This is a genomic window from Tepidimonas aquatica, assembly GCF_007556585.1.
GTDB lineage: Bacteria > Pseudomonadota > Gammaproteobacteria > Burkholderiales > Burkholderiaceae_C > Tepidimonas > Tepidimonas aquatica.
The window spans coordinates 1-2,096 of sequence record NZ_VJNA01000070.1 but is presented as its reverse complement, the minus strand read 5'-3'; the positions used below and the strand labels follow the sequence as shown (position 1 = coordinate 2,096).

2 protein-coding genes and 1 pseudogene are annotated in these 2,096 nt (G+C 57.3%); 1 reads left to right on the top strand and 2 read right to left on the bottom strand.

What is annotated here, in order from left to right; genetic code table 11:
- Window positions 1-273: pseudogene (locus Taqua_RS13655) on the top strand (hypothetical protein); the annotation flags it as partial.
- A gap of 150 nt (window positions 274-423) precedes the next feature.
- Here Taqua_RS13655 and Taqua_RS12915 read toward each other — a convergent pair.
- Complete coding sequence (locus tag Taqua_RS12915) at window positions 424-1,044, bottom strand: cation efflux transmembrane domain-containing protein (protein WP_144326975.1); 621 nt, start codon at window positions 1,042-1,044, stop codon at window positions 424-426.
- 122 nt (window positions 1,045-1,166) lie between these two features.
- A complete protein-coding gene (locus Taqua_RS12910) occupies window positions 1,167-1,931 on the bottom strand; it encodes a PDDEXK family nuclease (protein ID WP_246094729.1) in 765 nt (254 codons plus the stop codon).
- Window positions 1,932-2,096 lie beyond the last annotated feature (165 nt).

Here is a 2,096-nt window from a genome sequence, read left to right as displayed (position 1 = left end):
GACAACGCATCCGCGTTGCCCACCGCGCCGGCCTTCGCCCACAAGCTCCACAGCCTCCCACCACCATCAATGAACCAGTCTCACAGCTCTGGTCCTATCGGGGCGACAAGTATTCTGACGCGGGGGGCCTATCGCTGGCTGATGACTTTGCTGTTGGCGACTTGCGCGTTGATTGGCGGGCCAAGCTACGCAGCCGACACCACCGAACTCAAAGCCAAACAGATCTGGCAGCTTCTGGACTACGTCAATTCGTCGCCACCTCGCAACGTCTAACAGGCCGTTGAAAAAGTCGATGCGGGTTCAAAAAATGGTGATTTCGGGGGTGCCTCACCCCTTACCCACTCTTGAAAAATCGCTTGTAGGTCGTTCTGAAAGGTCGGCCTTTGGCAGTGCATCGTTCCTCGGGACTTTTTCAACGGCCTGCTAAGAGGCGTCTGCCTCGTCAACCTGAGTGCTTTCGCGCGCTTCGGCAAGGATCTCTCGGCCACCTTTGAACGCGATGGCGCTCACCACCATTCCAAGAATCAGATCCGGCAAGTTCGAACCAAGCCACATCACCAGCGCACCCGATGCGACGATGGCCAGGTTCACGATCGAATCGTTGCTTGTGAAGATCGAGGATGCTTTGAAGTTGACGTCCTTGCCCTTGTGTCGCTTGAGGAGCCTCAGGCAGAACAGGTTCATGCCGGCATTGACCGCCGCCATCGTCATCATCGCCGGTCCAAGAGGCGCTTCGCCTCCGAAGAAGCGCCGCAGGACTTCGCTGAGCATCAACACTGCGAGCCCGATCAGGAGCCAGCCAGACAGGCGCGCTGCCCGTGCTTTGATGGCGGCTGAGCGGCCAACAGCGTAAAGGCTCACGCCATACACAGAGGCGTCGGCAAGGTTATCAAGCGCTGCTCCCATCACGGCCGTCGAGGACGCCCACGCGCCCACGGCGAATCCGGCGATACATTGAGCAAGGTTGATCAGGAGTACCTGCCAGAGAATGCGCCTGTCCGAAGCCTGTCGGCCGTCCAGGCGATGATCGTCGTCGTTACTCATCAGTATTCCCTCCAAGGGCAGCGGACCAATGGGCCAATTTGAATCTTGGTGAGGCATTTGAAACCCTGTACCCAGTAGAGAGTCAAGGGGTGCGCGACCATCATCTGAGGTTGCCCTGAAAACTAGGAAAGGATTTCGAGATACGGGTTCTTATCGACGATTGCTGCCTGTGATTTTCGCTTGAGCAGGGCAATCAGATCACCTTGCCGTTGGAGCAGCATCACGAATTCCTGCAACGAGCACAGGAAGATTGTCTTGAGATTCAGCGCGTTCTTGCACTCGGTCAGTACGGGTTCGGTGTAGCCGTTCGTCGCAATGAAGATGCCGTGCGCGTTTGCCCGCAAGAACAATCGGCTGAGATGTGGGGAAAATTCGCCCATACCGACGGGAACATTGAGCCACTTCATTTCGACCAGATGGATTGCCCCATCAAGTTCAATCACGCCGTCAATCTGCTCAAGGACGGTGCCGGTGTCGGGAGATTTGCGGCGGAAGTCCTCGCGGACGTGGATGCCGTAGGCTTTGAACAAGTCATTCAGAACGGCTTCGAGCAGTTTGCCCCGTTCCTGCGGCTTGTCGTCCATGCTGAACAGGGCGAACAGCCTCTTGCTGACATCTTCGATCTTGGCGCGCTTCTCTGCTGCTGCTGCTTGCTCGGCACGCTGACGGGCAAGTACCTGCTCCCGCTCGGTGTCTCGCTCTTGCTTCATGCGCGTGAAGGAGTCTTTGACGTTGACGATCTTGCGCAGATCGGCGACCAGCCCCTTCGCCTTGAGCTGGTCATTTGGCCAGCACGTCGAAAACTCCTCGAACTCGACGATGCGCTTGATGATCTCTCTGCGCGCGCCAAGTCCGCTGTCGCCGCGTGCGTTCACCTTCGTGAGCACGTTGCGAGCAATGTCGTACTTGTTGATTGAATCGGGACTAGGGCCTGTTAACACTACGTGCTAACATACTGCGCATGGAACTTACGCCTGCGCAATTCGCGCGTATCGAGGATTGCCTGCCGCGGCAGCGGGGCAATGTGTCGCTGGACAACCTTCAAGTGCTCA

Excerpts from the sequence above, each read along its gene's own strand:
- Taqua_RS12915 (WP_144326975.1), bottom strand. The coding sequence starts at position 1,044 with ATGAGTAACGACGACGATCATCGCCTGGACGGCCGACAGGCTTCGGAC.